Below are 21,200 nucleotides of genomic sequence, written 5' to 3' on the forward strand. Positions count from 1 at the left end.
CTCAATTATTGTTCCTCGATTTCCATGTATTTTTGACCAATTTTACAATAAATATGCTTACCGCGGAGCCTATGATGCCACCGATGAGAGGGAAATAAGCGTGCATTCTCGTGCCCTCGATAACGAAGTCTTCGAAACCCCTTGTGCGTAAATTATTGACGTTCCATTCTGTAACCGCGATCTGCCAGCCAATTACCGCGATGCCTGCGGCGATAAGTGCAATTTTAAGAGGGCGCAAACCAAACATATTTTTGCACTTTTCTTCCGCCTTCGGTGGCGGGGAGGTCGGGATGCTGCCGTTGTCTGACATGCTTCATTCTTAGCGGGTGCAACCGGTAGGCAAGATACCTGAAGGGCATTTGTGAGAGTGCACTATGGGTGTTCTTAGCCATGTAAACGTTGGAAACTCACCAGACTTATAAAAAACTGAACTGTGTGGAAAGTACCAGCGGAAACAGGAAGTGCCTGCCGGCGCTTTCTTGCGGTGCCAATCGGCGGCGTGGCCGCTCCGAGAGCGGAAATGGTTTTAATCGGACAACAGCCAGGGTCGCCCTTCGCGCGACCGCAGGGGTGCGCCCAGATAGGTATCCCTTCAGGACATTGTGGCCTGCTCAACTTTGGCCAATCGCTCATACAGCAACGATTGCTGCGACAAGCCTGGGCTAGGCGAGTGCGCCAGAGCAAGAAATGGCGGCATTTGAAGTGGTCAGAAGAGATTGAAATGGCGGAAGGGGTGGGATTCGAACCCACGGTAGACTTGCGCCTACGACGGTTTTCAAGACCGTTGCCTTAAACCACTCGGCCACCCTTCCACATATTCGCGCGCTCGCAACGAGGTCACGCGAATAGGGGCGGTCTAGCAGAGTAGGGGGCTTCGTCAAGACCTTCTGCATCGAGAAAGGTCTTAGATCGCTCATGCCGGCGGCGATGGACGCTCGAATGCCGCGATCCGGCCTTTGCCGCCGGCCCTGTAGACGGGCGTCGGCATCGGCGAACGAGCCAACGCCATCCCGAAGCAACCCGCAGCGATTGCGCGGTTTGAGCGCCCGCGGCTTCGCCAGCGTGGTTCGAACACACCCACGGTTCCGGGATCAAGGTTCGGCAACGTCCCATCCCCAATTCCCTGTGCCATCCGACAGGCGCACCCTCGTCTCACCCACGTAAGAAACGCGCTTGACTCACTTAAATTCATCAATTTAATTAAAGATCGACGGCGCGAACCATAAGCATGAAAAGCCGTCTCTCGAACAACGAGATCCGAGGAGGAATAGTCCAATGGCTTCTGGCCTTGATTTCATCGAGGCGGCGCTGATCGAACGCCGTCGCTTTCTGATCGGTTCGGCCCTCGCGGCCGGGTCTTTGTTGCTGCCTGCCGGTGCAAGGCGTGCCTTCGCGGCATCCGACCTGCAATTTGCCAGCTCGATCCGTTCGCTCTCGAACGCCTTTCATGTCGCCTGGGACAAGGGCTCGAAGGCCTATGCCGATACGGTGGGTGCGCCCTATGCGGCTCTGGTGACGGAGGGCAACAGCGAAAAAGGGATCGCCGACATCAAGGCCATGCTGGCCAAGGTCGGCAACAAGCTGGTGCTGGGCGTCGATCCCAACGATGTTCCCGATGCCCGGCCGATCGTGGAAGCCGTCGCCAAGGCCGGTGCTCATGTCGTCACGGTGTGGAACAAGCCCGACGATCTGCATCCCTGGGATTTCGGCGACAACTACGTTGCCCACATGTCGTTCAACGGCGTGCCGGCCGGCGAGCAGACGGCCAAGGCCCTGTTCGACAGTTTCGGTGGTGAGGGCGGCATCGTGGCGCTTGGCGGCATTGCCTCCAATGCCCCCGCCATCCAGCGCAAGCAGGGCCTGATGAATGCAATCAAGGCCAATGGCAAGGTCGAACTCCTCGATTTCCAGGATGCCGACTGGGATTCCACCAAGGCCAACAATGTCGTGGCCGCCTGGATCACGCGCTTCGGCGACAAGATCAAGGGCATCTGGGCCGCCAATGACGGCATGGCCGTCGGTGCGCTCGAGGCGCTACGCGCCGAAGGCCTGGCCGGCAAGGTCCAGGTCACCGGCATCGACGGCACCAAGGACGCGGTCACGGCGATCCGCAACAAGGAAATGGCCGCGACCGTCGACTGGAATCCCTACTGGATCGGCGGCATCGCCCTTTCCCTGGGCTATCATGCGGCGACCGGCGCTTTCTCTCCCTCCAAGGAACCCAAGGAACACCGCGAGTTCTACGGTACCGGTGTCATGATCACGCAGGCGGATGTCGAGGCCTATTGGAAGGCCAATATCGACGAGACACCCAAGGTCGACTGGAACGATCTGTGGGGCAAGGTTACGGGCCAGATCACCTACTGAGATCGCGCCCGTCGGCGATGCGCGACACGCGGGGCAAGGTCTCTCCCAGCCTTTCCCCACCGGCGTTCGCGCATCGCCCCTCTCGCAAGGATTGTACGGAACTCTCGAACCGAGACAGTCGAAATGGTGATCTCCAGACAATCCCTCGCGCGTGCTGCGCCGGTTCTGGTCCTGCTCGGCCTGTGCCTCGGCATTTCGTTGCTGGACGCGCATTTTCTTTCGCTCGGCAATCTCATCCGCGTGGCCGCGTCGGCGGCAGCGCCGCTGACCCTGGCCCTGGGCGTGACCTTCATCATCCTGATGGGATCCATCGATCTGTCCATCGAGGGATCGATGGCGGTGACGGCGGCAGCGCTCTGCGCCTTCGTGGCCAATTCCACCGGCTCGGGCTTCGATCTCGGCCTGCTCGCACTGCCTTTGGCGCTTGCGACGGCGGCTGCCTTCGGTTGCATCGTCGGCACCATCCATGTGGCCATGAAGGTGCCGTCCTTCATGGTCAGCCTCGGCATGGGTTTCGTCGGCACCGGCCTCGCCACGGTCCTGCTCGGTGGTGAAAGGGTGCAGATCCTCGATCCGTCGATCCGCGCTTTGGCGCTCTCTCGTCTGGCCGGCGTTCCCCTGGCCGTCTATGTCGCAGCCTTCATGCTGCTCATCGCCTGGTATGTGCAGGATCATACCCGCCTCGGCCGTCACATCATGGCGCTGGGTGGCGGCGAGGATCTTGCCAAGGCTTCCGGCGTCGCAGCCGGGCGCGTCCGCATCCTCGCCTTCACCTTGGCGGGGGTCTTCTTCGGGGTAGGGGCCATCCTCGCCTGCGCGCGATTGGGCGCCGGCAGCGCCTTGATCGGCAGCGGACAACTGTTCACCGCGATCAGTGCCGTCGTGGTGGGGGGAACTGCGCTGACCGGCGGCAAGGGCGGGGTGTTCAACACGCTCGTCGGCGTGCTGATCGTGATGGTGCTCAACAACGGCATGATCATCATCGGCCTGCCGACCTTCGTGCAGCAGGGCGTGCTCGGCGTGGTGATCATCGGGGCGGTTCTCTTGAATACGCCCCTGCGCGCACTCTCCGTGGTGAAGTGAGGGGCCGGCGCCATGCTCGAACTTCTCGACATCACCAAGCGCTTCGGCAAGGTCGAGGCCCTCAAGAATGTCTCGATCACCGTCAAGCCCGGCGAGGTCGTCGGCCTGGTCGGCGAGAACGGGGCCGGCAAGTCGACGCTGATGAAGGTGCTCAACGGCATTAATCAACCCGATGCGGGCGAGATCCGCATTCACGGCAAGGCGGCCTCGATCTCCGGCCCGAAGGATGCGGCGGCGCGCGGCATCGGCATGGTGTTCCAGGAGCAGTCCCTGATCACCAATCTGTCGGTGGCGGAGAACATTTTCCTGGGTCACGAAAGCCCGTTCATCCGCCTCGGTCGCATCGATTGGCGGCGCATGGCCACCGCCGCCAGGCATCAGCTCGCCAAGGTTGGCCTCGACATCGATCCCCTGGCCGCCACCTCAGAGCTCAGCTTCGCGCAACGCCAGATGGTCGAGCTCGCCAAGGTGCTGACCCTGGAGGAGGCGGTGGAAGGAAGCCTGTGCATCCTGCTCGACGAGCCGACTTCCGTGCTGGAGCAGGCGGAGATCGATATTCTCTTCGACGCGATCCGTAAGCTGAAGCAGCGGGCCGGCATCATCTTCGTCTCGCATCGGCTCGACGAGGTCATCGACATTTCCGACCGGATCTATGTCCTCAAGGATGGTGTCGTCGTCAGCCGGATGGCCAAGCAGGAGGCGAGCCCCGAGCGCATCCATCACCTGATGGTCGGGCGCGCCGCCACGGGTTCCTACTACAAGGAGGAAGGACGGGCGCCGTTCGGGGCGGACATAGCCCTGCAGGCCAGGGGGCTGGCGCGGGCACGGGCCTATGCCGACATCGATCTCGATCTTCACGTCGGCGAAGTCCTCGCCCTCGTCGGCACCGAGGGGGCCGGCAGCGAGGCCCTGATCCGCAGCCTGTTCGGCCTGGAGAAGATTCACCTCGGCAGCGCCCACTATCGCGGCCGCAATCTGCGTTTCGTCTCCCCGAGCCAGGCCGTCTCCCTGGGCCTCGGCTATGTCCCGCGCGAGCGCAAATTCGAGGGTATCGTCGAGGAAATGTCGGTCGAGGAGAATATCAGCCTCGCTCATCTCAGGGGCATGAGCCGCTTCGGCATCCTGAAATTCGGCGAGATCGGCCGCGCGACGCGCAACCTCATCGACCGCATGCGGATCAAGACGCCCAGCGCCGACACGCTTTGCGCCAACCTGTCGGGCGGTAACCAGCAAAAGGTGGTGCTGGCGAAATGGTACAATGCCGGAGCCCGCATCTTCCTGCTCGATCATCCCACCCGTGGCCTCGATGTCGGCGCCAAGGAGGATGTCTACGGCCTGATCCGCGAGCTTTGTGCCAATGGCTGTTCCGTCATCCTGATCGGCGACACTTTGGAAGAGGCGCTCGGATTGGCTCACACGATCATCGTGATGAAGGACGGGCGCCAGACGGCGCGCTTCGACACGATGGCGGTGCCGCCGCCTGAGCCGCTCGACCTCATCCGGCACATGGTGTGAGCATGGTTCGCCTGCGTTTCCTCAATCCCTATCTGCCCTGGATCGCACTGGTCCTCGCCATCCTCGTCGTGGGCCTGTTCGACGCCCGCTTTCTCGATCCCATGACGCTGATCGGCCTGATGGCCGACAATGCCACGCTGTTCGTGATGGCACTCGGCATGACCTTCGTGATCTATGTCGGCTCGGTCGATCTGTCGATGCAATCGGTAGCAGCCGTCGCCTCCATCGTGCTCGCCCTTCTGCTGCCGGGATACGGCCTGGCCGCCATTCCGGCCGCCATCGTCATCGGCGGACTGCTCGGCCTGCTTTCGGGCTTCGTGCATGGCAAGCTGCGCATCCCCAGCTTCGTCGCCACCCTTGCCACGGGCGGCATTGCGGCGACGGCAGCGCTGTGGATTTCGGGCCAGAGAGCTATCGGCATCGCCGGCGACGTCCGCAACGACACCCTGGGCTGGATCATCGGCTCCACGCTCGGCCTCCCCAACGAAATCTGGGTCAGTCTCGTCGTCTTCATGCTGGCCTTCGTGCTGGAGCAGGCAACGCCCTTCGGCAAGATGATGAAGGCCGTGGGCTGCAGCGAACCGGCCGCGACCGTGTCCGGCATCCGCGTTACCAGGATCAAGCTTGCCGTCTTCGCCCTGGCCGGCGCCTTTGCCGCCCTGTCCGGGATCATGCTGGCAGGGCGTCTGTCGAGCGGAACGCCAACCATCGCCAATGAATTCCTGCTCCCGGCCATTGCCGCGGTGGTGCTGGGCGGCACCTCGCTCACCGGCGGCAATGGCGGCGTCCTGCGGACCCTTGCCGGCACCATGCTGATTGCCGTGTTTCGTACCGGCATGACCTTCGTCGGGGTCAATGCCCTGGCACAACAGATCGTCTTCGGCACGATCCTGATCCTGGCCGTCTGCCTGAACAGCGGCCATGCGCCCAAGGGCGTGATGAAATAACCACCACCACATAGGAAAAACGAATGCTCGAGAAATTTCGTCTGGACGGCAAGACCGCCCTCATCACCGGCGGCAATCGCGGCATTGGGCTCGCCGTCGCGCACGCCCTCGGCGAGGCCGGAGCCAAGCTCCTGATCTCAGGCCGGAGCAAGGTCGAGGAGGCCGAAAAGAGCCTGGCCGATGCCGGCTATGACGTTGCTTTCGTCCAGGCCGACATTCGCGATCCGGCCGCGCCGCAGCAGCTGGTCGATGCCGCCCTCGCACGCTGGGGGCGGCTCGACATTCTCGTCAACAATGCCGGCATTGCCAGCCATGGCGACACCCCCGATTTCGACGAGGAACGCTGGCGCCAGGTGATGGACACCAATGTCGATGCCGTCTTCCGTGGCTGCCGCGCCGCGCTCGTGCCGATGCGCAAGCAAGGCAGCGGCGCGATCGTGAATGTCGGCTCGATTTCCGGCTTCATTTCCAACGTACCGCAGAACCAGGTCGCCTATAACGCTTCCAAGGCCGCGGTTCACATGATGACCAAGAGCCTGGCCAGCGAATTCGCGGCCGAGAACATCCGCGTCAATGCGGTGGCGCCTGGCTATATCGACACCAACATGTCGCGCGGCGGCATCGAGAACCCCGAATGGTTTCCGATCTGGCGCGACATGACACCGATGGCCAGGGTGGGACAGCCGGAGGAAGTTGCCGCCTGCGTGCTGTTCCTGTGTGCGCCGGCGTCGAGCTATGTCACCGGTGAGGTCCTGGTCGTGGACGGCGGCTATCTGACCCGTTGATCCCGCTCGTTCCGGCTCTGGATGGACCGGGCTGTCGCGGCTGGAGCAAGATGTGTTCTGACGTCAGCGCCTGTGTGCTCCAGCCCGTTGTTTCCAGGGCGCTTCAAGGGCTCGGCGAAAGGGGCTTTGCGATTCTTGGTGATACCGCCTAATCGCAAAGCGCTTTAGGGTGAACAACCTATGTTTCTCAAGGCAGGGCCGAAAGCCCTGCCGGTTTTGGTCGCGTCATGAATGAGTCCAACCGGGAAAGACCGGCCCCATCGTCCGTCGGGCGGCGCAGGCAGCGAGGCTACAATGCCTCGCGGGTCGGCGATCTCAATCGCGGCCTGGTGATCGAGGGCATCCGGCAATCGCCCGGAATCGGGCGCACGCATCTCGCTGCCGAAACGGGCCTGACCCCTTCCGCCATCACCCAGATCGTCGCGGCGCTGATGGAAGAAGGACTGGTGGCGGAAGTCGCGGCCGCGCCCGCGGCGGATCGAGCCGGGCGTCCCCGCCTGGGACAGCCCATCCGCGGGTTGCGCCTGATCTCGGGCTACGCCGCCACGATCGGCCTGCATTTCGATCATGAATTTGCCCGCGCCGTGCTCGTCGATGTCGCCGGCAACATCATCGCGCATGAAAAGGAGCAGTTGCGGATCGAGGAACCCGAAGCTTCGACGCATCTGCTCGCCACGCTGTTCTCCCGGCTCGACGCCCATCCGCTGCGGCCGAAGCGCCTGTTGGGCGTCGGCGTTTCCGTCATGGGGCCGGTCGATCACGACAGAGGGGCCGTAGGGCAATCGAGCCAGTACCCCGCCTGGCGCAATTATCCCTTCGAAAAGGCGCTGTCGGACCTGATCGGCCACGATGTCTTCATCGCCATAAACGGAGCCGCGGCCGGCCTGGGGGAATACTGGTTCGGCGGCGGCCATCATCTGCCGAGCTATATCTATGCCTTTGTCGGCTATGGCCTCGGCGGCGCCCTGATCTTCAACCGACGCGCCGTGCGCGGCTCCTACGGCAATGCCGGCGAGATCGGCCATATCCATACCTATCCCGACGGCGAGATCTGCTATTGCGGCGCCCGCGGCTGCCTGGAAACGGTGGTGTCTCTGCGCGGATTGGCGCGTTTCCTGGGCAAGCCCACTGTCGAGGCCCTCGATTTCACCGCGCCGGGCTTTTGCGACGATCCCGATCTCGGCCGCTGGGTCGAGCAGGCGGGGACCGATCTCGGCCGCGCCCTGACCAGCGTCTCCAATATCGTCGACATCTCCAGCATCCTGATGAGCGGCCTGCTGCCCGAACCCGTGCTCGGACGCCTCGTCGAGCGCACCCGACGGACCGTTGCCGCCTATCAGATGAATGCACGGCCCAAGCCGATCGTGCTGGAGCGGGCGCAGGCACCGAGCGACCTCGTCGCAGCCCTCGGTGCCGCCGCCATGCCGCTCTATGGCAATCTGTTCTGATCGGATTTTCGGGAGCCACTCGGCCGTGTTTCAAGCCGAATGCCAGTGAACAACGCTTCCCGGCATTCGGGCATCGTCCCCCAGAGCAAAACGCGTTCAAGTGTGAACGCTTATTTTCTCTAACTCTTTGTTTGGACGCGTCTTTGCGATTCTTGGTGATTCCAAGAAATCACAAACCGCTATGGGATCCATGCGTCAATAGACGAATCGAATTGGCTCGACCTTTGTCATTGCCGGGCTTGCCCCCAATCCAGCCCCTCCTTCCAGACGTCGAAGGCGACCCCTGGATGCCCGGGTCAAGCCCGAGCATGACAAAAGTGGCGCCCAGCTATTTGCAGACGGTACCTCAGTTCTGCATGGCCTCCTGCTGGGCCTGGATCACGGTCGTCTTGGCCAGGGTCCGCTCTTCGGTACGGGCCAGGGCCTCCTCGCTGAAGATGCGGAAGCCGAGATCGGGGCGATAGCCGTGGATCTCGTGCACGTCGAGCGCCGACATGAACTGCAGGATTTCCATGCTGATGACCTGGCCGGGCACCAGGATGGGGAAACCCGGCGGGTAGGGGATCACGAACAGGGCGGAGACCAGCTCGCGCCCGGCCTGGATCGCCCGTGACGCCTCCATCATGTTCACATACTCGCAATTGCTGTCGTCATAGGACAGGAAGAAGGCACTGCGGATGTCGCCATTGCGGGTCTGGGTATTGCTGGTGAGATTGTCGCCCCTGAAGGCGCGATGGAAGCTGGAGAAGTCGGGCAGGGGCGGATGCTCCAGCGTCAGCGACCGCACCTTCTTGGCATGGATGCGGCGCTCGATGCTGCTCATGTCGGCGGCACGGCGGTCGAGGTCCCGGGCGATCTTGACCAGCACCTCGATCAGATAGGCCACCGCCGAGCGCGTCGAGCCGATATTGGTCATGAACAGGACGGTGTTGCGCGAGGTCTTGTTGATCTGGATGCCGTATTTATCCATCAGCTCCTTGTTCTTGAAGGTGTCGCCGTCGAGGCCGGTGGCCCCGATCGCCAGCGTCGCTCGGGTTGGGTCCAGCGCGAACTCGTCGGTGCGCCAGGCGAGCTCAAAATTGTTCCAGCCCGTCTCCTCGTTGAAATAGCTTTCGACGCCGGATTCCCGGTGCTGCAGCGGCACGAGGTCCCCGACCGCCAGGAAGCGGAAATAGCGCTTGAGCAGGGGATGCGCCTGCACCTGGTCGCGCAAATTCATCGCCAGTTCGAGCTGGCGCTGTACCAGTTCGTAACCCTCGAGCTCCACCTGCCGCCGCCCGACATCGAGCGAGGCGAGGATCTGGTAGTTCGGCGAGGTCGACGTATGGGTCATATAGGCTTCGTGGAAGGCTTCCTCCGCCTTGTCCCTAAAATCCTGGTCCCAGACATGGATCATCGAGCCCTGGCGCAAGGCCGTCAGGGTCTTGTGCGTGGAGTGCGTGGCATAGGCACGTATGCGTACCTTGTCGGGATCAGGGATCAGCTGCCGTTCGAGCAAAGCCTCTTCGTCGTCCCAATCGACGCTGGCCGCGAACTCCTCATAGCGCTTGGCGTAGCCGGGATCCTTGAACATCTCGGCAAGGCGCGCCGCCGTGGCCATGGCCGTGCGCGGCCGATAGACGGGGTGGCAGCGCGCGAAGGCGAACCAGGCCTCGTCCCACAGGAAGACCAGATCCGGCTTGATCGCCAGGCATTCCAGCATGACGCGCTCGACGTCATAGACGATGCCGTCGAAGGTACAGTTGGTCAACAGCACCATGCGGACGCGATCGAGCGTGCCGGCGCGCTTGAAGGTCAGCAACTGCTCCTTGATGTGGCGGATCGGCACCGCGCCATACATCGAATACTGGTCGAGCGGATAGGAATCGAGATAGGCGACCTGCGCGCCCGCCAGCACCAGGCCGTAATGATGCGATTTGTGGCAGTTGCGGTCGACCAGCACGATGTCGTCGGGCCGCACCAGGGCCTGCACCACGATCTTGTTGCAGGTCGAGGTGCCGTTGGTGGCGAAATAGGTACGGCGGGCGCCGAAGGCGCGGGCAGCATGTTCCTGGGCGATCTTCAAGGGCCCGACCGGATCGAGCAGAGAGTCCAGGCCGCCCGACGTTGCCGACGTCTCGGCCATGAACAGGTTCATGCCGTAGAATTGCGAGAGATCCCCGATCCAGCTCGAATTGAGGATGGCCTTGCCGCGGGCGAGAGGCAAAGCGTGAAACACCCCTGTCGGCTGCTTGGCATAGTCGCGCAGCGCGTCGAAGAACGGCGTGTGGTAGCGCTCGCCGACGCCCTGCATGATGGCGCCGTAGAGCTCGACGTGGTCCTCTTCGCCGAAGAAGATGCGCTTGAATACCTCCCCGGCAGTCGCCGCGATGTCCTCCACCTTCATGTCGGTGACCAGATAGAGATCGAGTTCCGGACGCAAGCGGGCGATCTGGCGGCCGAGCAGGGGGCCGCGCTCGAATTCGGGGATGGTCTCGATGCCGTCCTGAACGCCGTCGAGAAAGCGGCGCAGCATATCGTCGCTGTAGATCGAGCGGAACGGAAAGCCGTGGCGGATCACCACCGCCTGCAGATTGAAGTTCACCAAGGTGGCGATCAGGGCGTCTTCGAAACTGGGCACGATGACGATGTCGAAGACGAACTCATCCTCGGCATGGCGCTTGCGCTGGACGCGCCGGCGTAGCGCCGCCTCTTCGCTCGCCGACATCTCGTCGACGATGAGCACCTCGAAATAGGGACGCGACAATTGCGCCTGGCGTTCGCTTTCGGTCTCGATCTGCGAGGGCAGTTCGCCCTCTCCTTCGAGCGAGCTTGCCTCATGCCGATAGGTCCGGGCCACCAGCACGCGATGGATGCGGCGCGCGGTCTGGTGGGCGCGTGCCAGTTCTCCCCGTTCGATCCAGCTGCAGAGATCCGCGAAAACCCTGCCGCCCGGAAAGGCCCAGTAGCTCTCGATCGGCACCAAAGCGGCAATCAGCTCGTTGATATGGGCAAGCCGGGACTGGCGTTCGGGATGGTCGGGCGGGAGGGCTACCAATCGGCTCAGATCGTCGACAAGGCCGATCCAGCTTTCGGAGCGCATTTCCCATACGCTGCGATGACGGCTCAGCGAGTTCTTGCTTTTGTCGAACGAGACCCCGGCACTCATATGTTCCTCCAACGCATTATCGTTATACTTTGTGATTTCTTCCGTGAGAGGTGGTAGCGGACATCATAGGTTGAGCTCTCAGGACTGTGCTTTCGCTTTCGGCCCAGGCACATTCCCTTATGCAACCATCACGCCCGTCACGCATCGTCGAAGATACTGATCGGCTCAATGTCGAATCTGTCGGCCAATCCCCCCTGCATCTCTTGATATTGGCAGTCAGATTACAGTCACCGGGATGTCGCACAAGCGGATTTCAGCGCCCATCCGAGCTATTTCGAAAGGGGTGGCCGGTTATTCATTCATCTTCCGAATAGGCAGGTACCATAGGACGACGAGGGGCTAGTCGGCACTCGGACACACCAGAACAGGGCAGACGGGTAACGCCATGGCATCGACGATCGCGCGAACCGCTGGCAGGGTGCTCTTCGGGGAGAATGCCCGCGCCTATGCCGCGTTCCGCCCTGGCTATCCCGAGCGTGTCTTCGATATCCTCAGGGCCCGCTGCGGGGCGGGCGAGGGCAGGACCGTTTTCGAGGTCGGCGCCGGGACCGGCCTGGCGACCGCTCCCTTGCTTGCCATGGGCTGCCGGGTGACGGCTGTCGAACCGGACGCGAAGCTGGCAGCCCTTCTCGTCGACAGCCAGGCCGCCTATGCGGAGCGGCTGGCCGTGCAGGTCGGTCCGTTCGAAGAAGCGGCCCTGTCGCCCGGCTCCTTCGATCTTGGCATTGCCGCGACATCCCTGCACTGGGTCGACCCCGACCTCGCCCTGACCAAGGCATTCCATCTCCTCCACCCTGGCGGCCATTGGGCGATGTGGTGGAACATCTTCGGAGACCCTGACGAGCCCGACGCATTCCAGCAACGCACGCATGCGCTGTTCGAGCGATTGTCGAAAAGCCCTTCGCATGGCGATGGACCGAAGGGGCATTTCGGCCTCGATAGGAAGCGCCGCATCGCCGAGCTTGAGCAGGCGGGTTTTCGATCCATCGTCGCCGAGGAACTGCGCTGGCGCCCTGTTTTGAACAGGCAACAAATCCTGGGGCTGACGGCGACTTTTTCCCCCGTCGCCCGCCTGCCGGAAATTGAGCGCCAGGCGTTCCTCGGTCGTCTCGGAGCCATTGTCGACGAGGAATTCGGGGGCAGGGCTCAGCGGCATTTCATGACGGCGATCTATGTGGCAAGGCGGCCTTGAGAGGCACTCCACATATTGTCGCCATCTGGCGATCTTCGCACCACTCCTGGCAATCAGCTTGCCGCGACGCCGACCAGATGCTTGAAAGGCTTCTGGAAACAGTCCGGCGGAAGGCATCATCGGCAGTCCGCCCCATCGTTCACCCATTGTCATGACAGATTGCTGCAGGGTTCATCGATGAGTATGTCCGTGCCTTTTTCGGCTGTTTTGTTCGATGCTTACGGCACATTGCTCGACCTTGGCTTCATCACAGAAAAGGCGGAGCAGGCTTTTCCGGGGCATGGCGCCCAGCTCGCCACGCTCTGGCGCGACAAGCAGCTCAACTATACCTGGCTGCGTACGATCAGCGAAAACTACGCCGATTTCGCCTCGGTCACGGCCGATGCCCTGGATTATTCGATCGAGCGGCTCGGCCTCACAGCTTCTCGGCAAAAGCGGGAGGAGTTGCTGGCCGCCTACTGGTTCTTGCCGAGCTTTCCTGAAGCGCCTGCAACCCTGGTACATCTCAGGCAGAAGGGGGTGCGGCTCGGCATCCTCTCGAACGGCACGCCAGCCATGCTGGAAGCAGCCTTGCGGTCGTCCGGCCTCGATGGCCTCTTCGACGATATCCTCAGTGTCGATGCGGCCGGCTGCTACAAGACGGCGAGGGCTGCCTATCAGTTGGGAACCACTCGATTGGCCCTGCCGCCCGAGCGTATCCTTTTCGTCTCCTCCAATGGCTGGGATATCTGCGGCGCAACCTGGTTCGGCTATCGCACCTATTGGGTAAACCGCGCCGAGCAACCAGCGGAAAGATTAGGCGTTTCTGCCTATGCCACCGGCGAAAGCCTGAAGGACCTCGCGGCCCTGTTCGCTTAGGGCCACGGTTGCAGTTTTCATGCGAAGGAATTTGGAGTGTCAGTCTCCTGGCTGACATCCTGAAAACGAAGCGCTTTCCGGCGAGTCGGATGTCGGCCAGGAGACTGACACTCCGCATAGAACGCCTTCATGCAGGCGTAGGTGTCGTGCTAACCGGAATTTGATGTCTGCACCGTCGTTCCTGGCGGTTTCTGAGGCTTGACGCTCCAGCGCCGGTGGAGGCGCGACAGCATGAGATAGATCACCGGGGTGGTATAGAGCGTGAGGATCTGGCTGACGATCAGCCCCCCGACGATGGTGACGCCGAGCGGACGGCGCAGTTCCGTACCGGGACCGGTCGCCAGGATCAGGGGCAGGGCGCCCAGAATGGCGGCAAGCGTGGTCATCAGGATCGGACGGAATCGCACCAGGCAGGCCTCGAAGATTGCGTCCCTGGCGCTGAGATTGCGCTCGCGTTCGGCCTCCAGCGCGAAATCTACCAGCATGATGCCATTCTTCTTGACGATGCCGATCAGCAGGATGATGCCGATGAAGGCAACGATGGTCAGTTCCATATTGGCGAAATGCAGGGCGAGCAACCCACCCAATCCAGCCGATGGCAGGGTCGAAAGAATGGTGAGCGGATGCGCCAGGCTCTCATAGAGAACACCGAGGACGATGTAGACCGCCAGCAGGGCCGCCAGGATCAGCAGGGGCTGGCTTGATCCGGATTGGGCCGCCTGTTTGGCATCGCCGGCAAATTCCCCCCGGATATCGGCAGGCAGGTGCATGCCGGCGACTGCCGCCTCGATGGCCTCCGATGCATCCTGGATCTTGGTACCCGGCGTCAGATTGTAGGAGAGGGTGATAGCCGGATATTGGCCCTGATGATTGACCTGCTGCGGCGCGAGCCCGCGCTCCACCGAGGCAACCGCCGAAAGCGGCACCAGGCCCGACCGGCCGGGGACGTAGAGGCCCGTCATGTCGCCGGGATCGCGGCTTTGCTCGGGGGAGGCGGCGAGCACCACGCGATATTGGTTGCGCTGGGTATAGATCGTCGAGATCTGCCGTTGCGAAAACGCGTTGTTGAGGGCGCTGTCGATGGAGGTAATAGCCACACCGAGGCGTGCGGCAGCCTCGCGATCGATGACAAGCTTTGCTTGCAACCCGTTGCGTTGCCTGTCGGAATTGACATCGGTCAGGCCCGGCACGCTTTTCAGCCTCTCCATCACCTTCGGCGCCCATTCGACCAGCAGGTCGGCATCACCCGACCACAGCGTATACTGGTATTGCGACTGGGATTGGCGCCCTCCCGCGGATACGTCCTGCGGCGAGAACATGAAGACGTTGAGCCCGGCGACGGCCCGCACGCCCTTGCGCAATTGAGCAATGACCTCCTCGGTGGGCGGGCGCTGGTCCGGAGGCAGCAGGGAAATGCTGAGCTGGCCGGAATTGGTGCCCCCGAAGGGGCTCGAACCGATAGAGGAACCGACCCCGGTGACATAGGGGTTACGTTGAATGATGGCCGCGACCTCGCGCTGCCAGACCACCACCGCGTCGTAGGACGCATCTGAGGAAGCTTGAGAAAAACCTTGAATGAAGCCGCCATCATCCTGAGGGACCAACGATTTCGGCAAGGCATAATAGAGCCAACCGGTGCCGAAGACCGTGGCGAAGATGACAAGCAGCGTCAGAAATCCGTGATTGAGCACGCCGCGCAGGCTGGCGCCATAGAAGCTCACGACCCGCTGCAATATCCCCTCGACCAGGCGATCGAACATCCCCCGCCCGGAGCCGATGCTGTCATGGCCGCGATGGGCCAGGATCATCGGCGTCAGAGTGAGCGAGATCACGGTCGAGGCGATCACCGCAAAAGCCAGCGTCATCGCGAATTCGAACAAGAACTTGCCGGTAATTCCTCCGGCAAAGAGCAAGGGAATGAAGACGGCCAGGAGCGAGAGGCTGATCGACACCACGGTGAAGCCGATCTGCCGGGCGCCCTCGATCGCAGCCTGCAGCGGCGGCAGGCCGGCTTCGCGCTTGGCATGCACGTTCTCAACCATGACGATGGCATCGTCGACCACGAAACCGACCGAGACGACCAGCGCCATCAAGGAGAGATTGTCGATGGAAAAGTCGGACAGCCACATCGCCCCGAAGGTGGCGGCAAGCGAGAGGGGCACGGTGACACCGGCTGCCAGGACCGGCGTGGAGCGGCGGAGAAAGACGAAGACCACCAGCACGACCAGGAGGACGGAGGCCATCAGCGTCCATTGCATGTCGTCGACACTGGCGCGGATCGTCGTGGTGCGATCGGTCAGGATGTCGATGTCGATGCCGGCCGGAATTCTTGCCTTCAGAACAGGCAGTAACGCCTTGATGGCGTTCACGGTATCGATGACGTTGCCATTGGCCTCCTTGGTGATGTTGAGGAGGATGGCCGGCTTGCCATTATAGCTCGCGCTGGAGTTGAGGTTGCGCACGCCGCGCTCCACGGTGGCGATGTCGCCAAGCCGCACGGCGGTGCCGTTCCCGGCGCGGATGATGATGGAGGCATAGTCTTCGGGCGCCGACATCTGGCCGCCGGCATCGAGCGCCATGACGATGTCGGGGCCATCCAGGGAACCGAGAGGGCTGATGGCGTTGGCGGCCACGATCGCCTGGCGCACCGATTCCATCGACAGGCCCATGGCCGAGATGCGGTCTGGGTTGAGCGTAACCCGGATCGCCGGCTGATCGGCACCGCTGACGGCGACTTCGCCGACCCCCTCGACCTGGGAGATACGCTGCACGATCACGCTGTCGGCGGCATCGAACATGTCGCTGGCACCGACCGTGTCCGAGGTCATCGCCAGGATCAGGATCGGACGGGCGTTCGGGTTGAACTTGCGGAAGGAGGGCGCCGTGGACAGGTCCGATGGCAGGTCGGAAGCTGCGGCATTGATGGCCGCCTGCACGTCCTGGGCCGCACTGTCGACATTCCGCGAAATATCGAACTGGATGATGATGAGGGTGGAGCCGAGCGACGAGCGCGAGGTGATCTCGGTCACGCCGGCGATCGAGCCGAGCTTGCGCTCCAGCGGCGCCGCGACGCTGGCAGCCATGGTCGACGGGTCGGCGCCGGGTCGGCTCGCCGTCACCACGATGGTCGGCAGGTCGATGGCAGGCAGGCTCGAGACCGGCAATTGGCGATAGGCAGCGAGCCCCACCAGCAGGAGGCCCATTGCCAGCAGGATGGTGCCGATCGGCCTGCGGATGAAGGGCTCCGAGATGCTCATGCCTGCGGCACCGCCTGTGGCTTGCGGGCAAGGCGCTCGCGCAACCGCTCGAAGCCGAGATAGATCACCGGCGTGGTGTAGAGCGTCAGCAACTGGCTGAGCAGCAAGCCGCCGATGATGGTGATGCCGAGCGGTATGCGCAGTTCCGATCCCATGCCGTGGCCCAGCGCCAGGGGCAGGGCACCGAACAGGGCGGCCAGGGTGGTCATCATGATGGGACGGAAGCGCAGGGCGGACGCGGTGACGATCGCCTCATGCGGATCCATGCCCTGCTCGCGCTGCGCCTCGATGGCGAAGTCGATCATCATGATGGCGTTCTTCTTGACGATGCCCATCAAGAGCACGATGCCGATCAGCGCGATGAGCGAAAGCTCGTGTCCGGTATATTCCAGCGCGAGCAGGGCGCCGACGCCGGCCGACGGCAGCGTCGAGAGGATCGTCACCGGATGGATGGCGCTCTCATAGAGGACGCCCAGCACGATATAGATGGTGATCACCGCCGCCAGGATCAGCCAGGGCTGGTTGGCGAGCGAGGAGGAAAACTCAGCCGCATCGCCGGTGAAACGGGTGGAGATCGACGCCGGCATGCCAATCGCGGCCTGTGCCTTGCGGATCGCGGCAACGGCATCGCTGAGCGAGGCGCCGTGGGCGACGTCGAAACTGATGGTCGCCGAGGGGAATTGATCGTCGTGCTCGACCACCAATGGCGCCGTCTCGTGGCGGATGCTGGTGAAGGCGTTGAGGGGGACCTGATTGTCGGCAGCGCCCGATGCCGTCGGTATGTTGGTTGCCGTTCCGCTGGCGCCGACCGTCCCCGCTGTAGGATTGGTGGTGGTGGCAAGCCCGGAGGAGCTGGCGGAACTGGCGACATAGATGCGGCTGAGTACGCTTGGTCCCACCTGGTCGTCCGGCTCGGCCTCCAGGATGACGCGATACTGGTTGGCCTGCGCATAGATCGTGGCGATCTGGCGCTGGCCGAAAGCGTTGTTCAGGGCGTTGGAGATGTCCTGCATGGAGACGCCGAGGCGGGAGGCGGTGTCGCGGTCGACATCCACGAAGAGCCTGGCGCCGCCATTCTGCACCTCCGAGGTGACGTCTCGCATCACACCGGAGCGCTCGAGCTCGGCGGCCAGCTGATCGGCCCAACGGTCGACGTCACCGGCATCGGTTCCGGTCAGCGTATACTGGTAGGGCGCGCGTCCGGCTCGGGCCGTGATGCGGATATCCTGCACGCTCTGATAGGTCACGCGCAGGCCCGGCAGCCGGCTGGTCTCGGCCTGCAGGCGCTGGATGATATCGGTGGCGTCCGCCCTGCGCTCGTTGCGCGGCTTGAGCACCAGGGAGAGCGAGCCGGTATTGGAGGTCAGATTGCTTCCCGAAACGCCGATGCTGGCAATGGCGGAAAGGACATCGGGATCCTTGCGGGCGATGTCGGCAATGGTCGCCTGAGCCTTCTTCATGGCATCGAAGGAGGCCGTCGGCTCCGCCTGGATCACGGCCGTGATCAGCCCGGTATCCTGCTGGGGCAGGAAGCCCTTGGGCATGGCGATATAGAGCCAGACCGTGGTCGCCAGGGTGCCCAATGTCAGGAGCAGCATCAGAAAGCCATGGCGCAATGTCCACACCAGGCTGGCCCGATAGCCGCGGATGACGGTGTCGAAGCCACGGTCGATCCAATCCAGCACCCCCTTGCGCTCGCCATGGCCCGACTTGAGCAGGCGTGCGCACATCATCGGCGTCAGGGTCAGCGAGATCACGGCCGAGACCACCACGGCGATGGTCAGGGTCAGGGCGAATTCGCGGAACATGCGCCCGACGATGCCGGTCATGAACAGGAGGGGAATGAAGACGGCGATCAGCGACACCGTCAGCGAAATGATGGTGAAGCCGATCTCCTTGGCGCCCTTGAGCGCGGCATCAAAGGGATTCTCTCCTTCCTCGATGTGCCGCACGATGTTCTCGATCATCACGATGGCGTCGTCGACCACGAAGCCGGCACCGATAGTGAGCGCCATCAGCGAGAGATTGTCGAGGCTGAAGCCGCAGAACCACATGACGCCGAAGGAAGCGATCAGCGAGAGCGGCAGGGCGACGCCGGCGATGATGGTGGCACGCAGGGTTCTGAGAAAGATGAAGACGACGAGAATCACCAGGCCGACGCTGAGGGCCAGGGTCATCTCCACTTCGTCGATCGAGGCCTGGATGGTCTGCGTGCGATCGTTGACGACCTCGAGCGAGACATCGGCCGGCAGGCTGCGGCGCAGTTCCGGCAGCGCCGCCAGCACGCTCTTGACCGTGGCGATCACATTGGCGCCTGGCTGGCGCATGATGTCGATCACCACGGCCGGCTGGCCGTTGTAATAGGCACCCACGCGAGCGTTCTCCAGGCCCTCGACCACATTGGCGATGTCCTTGAGACGCACGGGAGCGCTGTTGCGGTAGGCGATCACCACATCGGCAAAGGCATCGGCCGCACTGATCTGGTCATTGGCCGCGATCGTATAGGATTGGGCCGCGCCATTGAGCGACCCCTTGGCGCCGGCTACTGTCGAGGTGGTGATGGCGAGCCTGATGTCCTCCAGGCCCAGCCCATAGGCCGCGGCCCGGGCGAGATTGACCTGCACCCGCAAGGCCGGGCGCACGCCCCCCTGCACGTCGACATGCCCGACGCCGCTGACCTCCGCGAAACGCTGGGCCAGCAGGGTATCTGCCATGTCGGACAGGTTCCGGATGGTCTGCGTCTTCGAGCGCAGCGCCAGGGTCAGGATCGGCGTGTCGGCCGGGTTCACCTTGGCGTAGCTCGGCGGATAGGGCAGCCCCGAGGGCAGGGTGGACGCCGAGGCATTGATGGCCGCCTGCACGTCCTGGGCCGCCCCATCGATGTCGCGGTCCAGATTGAATTGCAGCGTGATCTGGCTGATGCCGAAGGCCGACGACGACACCATGGTCGCGATCGACGGGATCTGGCCGAGATTGCGCTCCAAGGGGGCGGTCACCAGCTTGGCCATGGTTTCCGGTTCGGCTCCCGGCAACTGGGTGGTGATCTGGATGGTCGGGAAATCGACCTGGGGCAGGGGAGCGATCGGCAGCGCAAAGTAGCCGAGCAGGCCTCCCAGCAGCACGGCGATACCGAGCAGCGAGGTGGCGATCGGCCGAAGGATGAAGGGGGCGGAGACCCCGTTCATGGCGCCGGCGCAGCGCCGCCGCCCTGCTGGCGACGATGCCCTTTGCGTTGAGGCTGGCCTTCCCCTCCCTCCGTCTTGCTACCGGTTTCCGGCTGGGCAGCCGGCGCGCCCAGCCCTTCTTCATCTTCCTCGGCCGGTACTGCGCCCGATTTGGAAACCTCGACCTTGGCGCCGTCGCTCAACCTGGCGAAGCCGGTGGTGATGATCTTTTCGCCATTTTTCAGGCCGCTATCGACGACAACTTGCTGATCGCCCTGTTGGCTGACGGTGACCGGACGCATCTTGGCGGTGCCGTCATCGCCGAGCACATAGACGAAGGTGCCGTTGGGGCCACGCTGAATCGCTGCCGTCGGCGCAACCACGACACCCGCCAGCGTTCTCACCTTGAGCTTGGCATTCACGAAGGCGCCCGGCCACAGGCCCAGGGCCTCGTTGGGAAAGATCGCCTTGAGCTGAATCGTGCCGGTGCTGGCATCGACCTCGTTGTTGACGACTTCGAGCTTGCCGGTATCGATCAGCACCTTGTTGTCGCCGCGGAGGGCCTCGACCTGCAAAGGCTCCTTGCCGCCGGCCGGTGCGATCTCGGCCAGGGCCTGCTGCGGCACCGAGAACAGCACGGCGATGGGCTTGAGCTGGGTCAGCGTCACCAGTCCCGTGCTGCCCGACGCCTGGACGACATTGCCCACATCGACGCTGCGGATGCCCGCGCGGCCGTCGATCGGTGCGGTAATGGTGGTATAGGCCAGGGTCGCCTGCGCGCTGGCGATGGCCGCATCGTCCGATTTGAGCTGGGCCTCGTACTGCGCCACGGTGGAGCGCTGCGTATCGGCCGTCTGCCGGGTCACCGAATTGCTGGCGGCCAGACCGATATAGCGCTGGAGGTCGCGCTTGGCATTGTCGAGCAGGGCCTGGTCCTGAGCTCTTTTGGCAATCGCCTGGTCCAGTGCTGCCTTGTAGGTCGAATCGTCGATGCGAGCGATCACCTCGCCCTTCTTGACGTCCTGCCCCTCCCGAAACGGCATGTCGACGATCTGTCCGCTGACCTGGGGCGTGATGGTCACGGTATTGTACGCCTTCACGGTGCCGACACCGTAGAGGTAGACCGGCACATCGGCTGTCTTGGCCTCGGCGATCAGCACCGGCAGGGGCCCGCCATCGAAGCTGCCGCGTCGGCCGCGCCGTCCGCCGCCAGCCCTTGGTGCGGCGGGCTTGCCCTGGTCCGCGCTCTCGGCCGGCGGCAGATAGGCCTGCAGCCATGGTGGGGCCGAGGCGCGCCAGCGATCACGCGTCAGATAGGCCGCCCCGGCTCCGGCAGCCAGTAGAATGGCCAATGTCGCGAGGCTGCGCGAAAGTTTGGGCATTTCAACTCACTCGAATCGAGAACGGGCGCGAGCAGGATTTCGCATCACCACGAC

13 protein-coding genes and 1 tRNA gene are annotated in these 21,200 nt (G+C 63.2%); 8 read left to right on the top strand and 6 right to left on the bottom strand.

Annotation, left to right across the window (positions count from 1 at the left end):
• Position 1: 1 nt before the first annotated feature.
• Together QM672_RS20965 and QM672_RS20970 are read right to left on the bottom strand one after the other, a co-directional pair.
• On the bottom strand, positions 2 to 310 hold the full coding sequence (locus QM672_RS20965; protein WP_415084873.1) for a hypothetical protein: 309 nt from the start codon (positions 308 to 310) through the stop codon (positions 2 to 4).
• A gap of 412 nt (positions 311 to 722) precedes the next feature.
• Positions 723 to 812 (bottom strand) — tRNA-Ser (locus QM672_RS20970).
• 463 nt (positions 813 to 1,275) lie between these two features.
• On the opposite strand from QM672_RS20970, the gene QM672_RS20975 reads away from it, so the two are divergent.
• From QM672_RS20975 to QM672_RS21000, 6 genes are all read left to right on the top strand, one after another.
• The gene (locus tag QM672_RS20975) at positions 1,276 to 2,367 is read left to right on the top strand and encodes a sugar ABC transporter substrate-binding protein (RefSeq protein WP_415084875.1); all 1,092 of its coding nucleotides are present in this window, start codon (positions 1,276 to 1,278) and stop codon (positions 2,365 to 2,367) included.
• Between the two features lie 123 nt (positions 2,368 to 2,490).
• Positions 2,491 to 3,450 carry an ABC transporter permease gene (locus QM672_RS20980; RefSeq protein ID WP_415084877.1) on the top strand — a complete coding sequence of 320 codons (960 nt, stop codon included), beginning with the start codon at positions 2,491 to 2,493 and terminating at the stop codon, positions 3,448 to 3,450.
• Between the two features lie 12 nt (positions 3,451 to 3,462).
• Positions 3,463 to 4,965 (top strand): sugar ABC transporter ATP-binding protein, encoded by a 1,503-nt coding sequence (locus tag QM672_RS20985; protein ID WP_311938374.1) that lies wholly within the window; start codon positions 3,463 to 3,465, stop codon positions 4,963 to 4,965.
• Positions 4,966 to 4,967: 2 nt separating this feature from the next.
• Positions 4,968 to 5,912 (top strand): ABC transporter permease, encoded by a 945-nt coding sequence (locus QM672_RS20990; RefSeq protein ID WP_311938376.1) that lies wholly within the window; start codon positions 4,968 to 4,970, stop codon positions 5,910 to 5,912.
• Between the two features lie 23 nt (positions 5,913 to 5,935).
• The gene (locus tag QM672_RS20995) at positions 5,936 to 6,697 is read left to right on the top strand and encodes an SDR family NAD(P)-dependent oxidoreductase (protein WP_311938377.1); all 762 of its coding nucleotides are present in this window, start codon (positions 5,936 to 5,938) and stop codon (positions 6,695 to 6,697) included.
• A gap of 227 nt (positions 6,698 to 6,924) precedes the next feature.
• Positions 6,925 to 8,145 (top strand): ROK family protein, encoded by a 1,221-nt coding sequence (locus QM672_RS21000; protein WP_311938378.1) that lies wholly within the window; start codon positions 6,925 to 6,927, stop codon positions 8,143 to 8,145.
• Positions 8,146 to 8,491: 346 nt separating this feature from the next.
• Here the strand turns inward: QM672_RS21000 and QM672_RS21005 are convergent, their stop codons facing one another.
• Positions 8,492 to 11,293, bottom strand: coding sequence for an ornithine decarboxylase (locus tag QM672_RS21005; protein ID WP_311938379.1), 2,802 nt, complete (start codon positions 11,291 to 11,293; stop codon positions 8,492 to 8,494).
• 385 nt (positions 11,294 to 11,678) lie between these two features.
• Between QM672_RS21005 and QM672_RS21010 the strand changes: the two genes are divergently transcribed.
• Positions 11,679 to 12,485 carry a class I SAM-dependent methyltransferase gene (locus tag QM672_RS21010; protein ID WP_415084881.1) on the top strand — a complete coding sequence of 269 codons (807 nt, stop codon included), beginning with the start codon at positions 11,679 to 11,681 and terminating at the stop codon, positions 12,483 to 12,485.
• A gap of 177 nt (positions 12,486 to 12,662) precedes the next feature.
• The gene (locus tag QM672_RS21015) at positions 12,663 to 13,343 is read left to right on the top strand and encodes a haloacid dehalogenase type II (RefSeq protein WP_367622708.1); all 681 of its coding nucleotides are present in this window, start codon (positions 12,663 to 12,665) and stop codon (positions 13,341 to 13,343) included.
• A gap of 149 nt (positions 13,344 to 13,492) precedes the next feature.
• On the opposite strand, the gene QM672_RS21020 is transcribed toward QM672_RS21015, so the two are convergent.
• Genes QM672_RS21020 through QM672_RS21030 form a run of 3 tightly spaced genes read right to left on the bottom strand, consistent with a single transcriptional unit; the run spans position 13,493 to position 21,146 of the window.
• A complete protein-coding gene (locus QM672_RS21020; RefSeq protein WP_415084884.1) occupies positions 13,493 to 16,600 on the bottom strand; it encodes an efflux RND transporter permease subunit in 3,108 nt (1,035 codons plus the stop codon).
• Complete coding sequence (locus QM672_RS21025; RefSeq protein ID WP_415084886.1) at positions 16,597 to 19,785, bottom strand: efflux RND transporter permease subunit; 3,189 nt, start codon at positions 19,783 to 19,785, stop codon at positions 16,597 to 16,599. Before QM672_RS21025 ends, QM672_RS21020 begins: the two co-directional genes overlap by 4 nt.
• Positions 19,782 to 21,146 carry an efflux RND transporter periplasmic adaptor subunit gene (locus tag QM672_RS21030; protein WP_415084888.1) on the bottom strand — a complete coding sequence of 455 codons (1,365 nt, stop codon included), beginning with the start codon at positions 21,144 to 21,146 and terminating at the stop codon, positions 19,782 to 19,784. The genes QM672_RS21025 and QM672_RS21030 overlap by 4 nt, the downstream gene beginning before the upstream one ends.
• Positions 21,147 to 21,200 lie beyond the last annotated feature (54 nt).

This window comes from Labrys sp. (in: a-proteobacteria), assembly GCF_047605565.1.
GTDB lineage: Bacteria > Pseudomonadota > Alphaproteobacteria > Rhizobiales > Labraceae > Labrys > Labrys neptuniae.